The sequence below is a fragment of the Ureaplasma diversum genome (genome assembly GCF_000941095.1).
Classification (GTDB): Bacteria; Bacillota_I; Bacilli_A; order Mycoplasmatales; family Mycoplasmoidaceae; genus Ureaplasma; species Ureaplasma diversum.
In genome coordinates this window covers 212028-216111 of the sequence record NZ_CP009770.1, presented here as the reverse complement: position 1 = coordinate 216111, position 4084 = coordinate 212028, and the positions used below count along the sequence as shown (strand labels likewise).

Below are 4084 nucleotides of genomic sequence, written 5' to 3'. Positions count from 1 at the left end.
CCTTTGATAGTAAATTATGTCTAAAATTCCTTTTATCAAAGCTTGGATTTATTTGAAATATGAACGAATTCTATAATTTTTATTTTCGTTCCAAAAAAAAAAAAAAAAAGGCACTTTGTGCCTTAGTGTTCCAATATAGTTAATTTTTAAAGTATTAGAAAGTTAGCTTAACTAACCACTACTTTAACAGGGTCTGAAGCCAGTTGTGTTCCGTTTGGTTTGATTCTAACTTCATAAGTTCCTGGTTTTAAATTACTTAATCGGTTTGTTGTTATTTCTTTTCAGTCAGAACTATTAACTAATCGATATTGCATACTACTATCTACACCAATGATTTGGTTGTTGTAATATTTAACATCCTTATCAATATCTCTTCCTTTAGAAACATTAATATGTTGAACATATGAAAGCATATGATTAGTATCTGGTTTTTTACGAACTCAAATACCTAATGTTCCTATATCATTTAATTCAACTTTATCAGAATTAATATCTATTCATTTACCAATAGTTGTTCGATATTGCATTGATGAATCAACATTAGTTAAAATAGCTGATGAGTTAGATAAAGCTTTAAATACAGCATTTGGTTTTGGTTGTTGTAATACATTGAATGTTAGTTCAGATTTATCTAAAGTAAAATCATAACCTATTTTGAAGATATCAATTTTAACTTTATTTGGTCCATTTGGATTATCAAAATTAGTTAAATAAACTAAATAACCATCATCTGTTTTTTCAAGTTTATCAATGAAAGCATTTTCAACTTCAATATTTTCTAAACCTAATTCAATATCTTTATTAGCTTTAATTTTAATAATGTAGTTACTTGAATTATTTGTGATTGCACTAATAGTTAGGTTTGCTTTTTGATATTCTTTCTTATCTAATGGATTTTGAACAATGAATCTGAATTGATTGAAGTTTTCTTCAATATTTGAATGGGATCCACCATCTCGGTCAATCTTCCCTTTAGTTTCTTGCTCAACAATCTTTTGAAGATGTTCAATATCTCTATATTGTCATTGAGTTAATATTGTAAGTCATTTAACTTCTTCATTTTTTCTAGTATATGTTTTATGAATTACTCTTTTGACATCAATATCATTAGCAGTAAAATTCTCCATTTTAGCGGCTCGATATTTTGTACCCATTTCTTCTTTAGTATATGGATTAGTGAATGTTCGCCCTTTTGCAAAGTCTTCATCACGTATTAAGAAGTAATTGTATGTTGTTTCTTGCTCATTACTAAGTGATATACTTGCACTTCTAGCACCTCAGGTAGCATCCACATGATATCATTTACCTTCTATTTCAACTACATTTCAGATATGATACTGATGATCTAATCGCCCAGTTATAAAAGTACAAGGAACACCTAATTCATCAAGTAACATCTTATAACCTTTAGAATATCCTGTACACACAGAAGCTCTTTTAACAAGTGCTGAGTATGCAGTTTGATCACTAAATGGATCTTCACTTTCTTCATATCTAACATTCTTAGTTAATCATTCATAGGCTTTAAGAGCTTTTTGGAAATTAGATAAATGATGTCAATCTTTAACGATTTCTTTTGCAACTTTTTTTGATTCTCTTATTTCAAATTCATTAAGTGTTTCAGTATCAGAATAAACTCTTACTACAACTTTATATAAATAACCTTTATATTCTGCTCAAACTTCAGCAGCTTTATCATTTCCATCATAAGATAGTGCAGTAACTGTTCCGTCTTTTTTAAGAGTGATGACACTATCTTTTATATTTACTTCACTACTAAAAACATCATCAGTTGGATATCTTGTTCTGATGAATCATCGCACCCCATCTACTGGTTCATTATCCTTTGTTAATAATTCTAATTTAGTTGACTCTCTTTTAGAATCATCTTTCCCACCTAAAAGTATCACATAATTAGTTTTAAGTCTAAAATCAGGATGTGAATAATAAGAAACTGTTGATTGATCTGTACTTAAAATTCTAGCTTTTATTTCTTGTTCATTTAGCGTACTAAAAGCTAAAGGTTCTTGTGTTTGTTTTGGATAAAAATCACTAGCAACTTTAATTGGTTGTATATTATTTTGTTTTGGTTGTGAATTCTCTGGTTTAGTTACTACAACATTGTTGTTATTTTGATTAGGTGTAGTTGGTTTATTAACTGAAGTTTCACTCTTTGTTTTAGAGTTGTCTTCCAAGCTATTATTATTATTATTATTATTATTATTATTGTTGTTGTTAGAATCAAAAGATTTTTTAACTAAAGTTTCACTCTTTACTTTAGGTTGTTCTTTTGAGATAGGGCTAGTTTTATTTAGGTTTGATTTAGTTTTAGTATTTTTAGTATTGTTTTCTTGTTTAATAAGAACTTGGTTTTGGTTAACACTTTGTTGTTGTTGTTGTTCATTATTACAACTAGCTATCAAACCAACAATTGGTACTAAAACTGCACTACATAATAAAGCAGAGATAATAACTTTCTTTTTAGTTTTCATAACCAGTTCTCCTTTAGTAAATAAAACTATTATTGATTACATAATATCTATGATATTACAATATACCACAATAAATTTAAAAATAGCTAAAAATACTACCATATACTAATCAATTATCTTTGATATTTATTATTTAATGTAAAAAGAAAAAATGGCTTATTTCACAATTATATAAGCTGATTTATTTAGGTTCTGAAGTTGCTACTAAATTAAATTTAATTTAATAGCTGAAAATTTTTTGTTGGTTATATTTAAAAAATATGACTTCTAATTTAAATACTTTGATATAAAAATAGAACACACCTTTAAGTAGTGTGTACTAATTTTATTGTATTTGGTTATTGATATTTCATTTAGAAAAAATATTATGCTTTAGGTGCTGAAGCAGTACTATAACTTACTTCAATTTCTTGAGATGGTTGGTTTAATAATTCTATTTTTTTATCATTTTCCATATATGATAAACCTATAAGCTTGTAATATCCTTCTGGAGAATTTAATTCTTTAACAAAATAACTATTTGTTTCAATTCTAAGTATATATAGTCCATCTTTAGTGCCAATATAAACTATATTTGAACCATCGTTTCATGTAGCTGCAGCATCTGTTACTGGATTATACTGGCTTCCATCTTTTCCACGAACCTGAAGTAATAAGGTTAGTTTTTGCTTTTTGATCTTATCAAAAGTTTCCTTAGATGTTTTGAATTCAAATCGTAGATAATTTCGTTTATTTGTTGCATCATAGTTTAAGACACTATTAGTAGGCGTTAATTTGTTTTTACGTTCAGTGTCTTTATTAGTTGCTTCTTTTAAAATATCATTAATTTGGTTTATTTGTTCTGGCTTTGTAATTGCATCAATTTGTTTTTCGAATTCTTTTTTATCATTAGCTAAAAGGTTACTTAATTTAGAAATTGATGCTTTAGCTTCATCTTTTTTAGTTTTTAATTGTAGTTCTGAATTTTGTTGTTCATTATTTGAACCACTTGTATCACCCATTGCTTTAGGATCTTCGCTTCCTGAACCTTCCATTTTTTTCGCATCAGTTTTTCCTGGGTCTGCTTCCATATCTTTTTTTGTAGAATCACTTCCACTATTAGCGGCTGGTGGGGCTTGTGGTTCAGTTGGTGTATCTGATTGTGTACCATTTTCTTCAGCTGTTTTAGGTGTGTTATCATTCTTACCTTCTTCAACTTTTCCTTCAGTTTCGGTTTTTTTATTAGTATCATCAGAACCATTAGAAGGGTCAGAACCAAGATTAGGTTTATTTTCAGTTTTGTCATCTTTTTTAGATTCTGAATCAGTTCCAGAACCTTTAGAATCTTCAGGTTTAGTTTTTGAACCTGATTCAGGAGTTGTAGGTTGTGTTGCTCCTGGATTTGTATTAGTTGAACCTGCTGATGGAGTAGTTGTATTATTTTCAGAACCTTGTTTAGTTCCAGTTGTAGCGTTTCCACTTCCACTACCTGTTTTTGAAGATTCAGTTCCACTAGTTTGTGGCTGTTCTACTTTCTTTTCAGTGGGTTTAGCTGGTTTCGCCTTTGTTGGTGCACAAGCTGCAACTACTCCAATAACACTAACCCCTGCCAT

Annotated in this window: 2 protein-coding genes; both read right to left on the bottom strand. The window is 28.8% G+C overall.

The annotated features are described in order from the left end of the window. Positions 1 to 167: 167 nt before the first annotated feature. Positions 168 to 2492, bottom strand: coding sequence for an MAG6410 family transglutaminase-related lipoprotein (locus JM47_RS03855; RefSeq protein ID WP_222702330.1), 2325 nt, complete (start codon positions 2490 to 2492; stop codon positions 168 to 170). 365 nt (positions 2493 to 2857) lie between these two features. Further along, on the bottom strand, positions 2858 to 4084 hold a 1227-nt coding region (locus JM47_RS00845; protein WP_208895128.1), incomplete at its 5' end, for a hypothetical protein.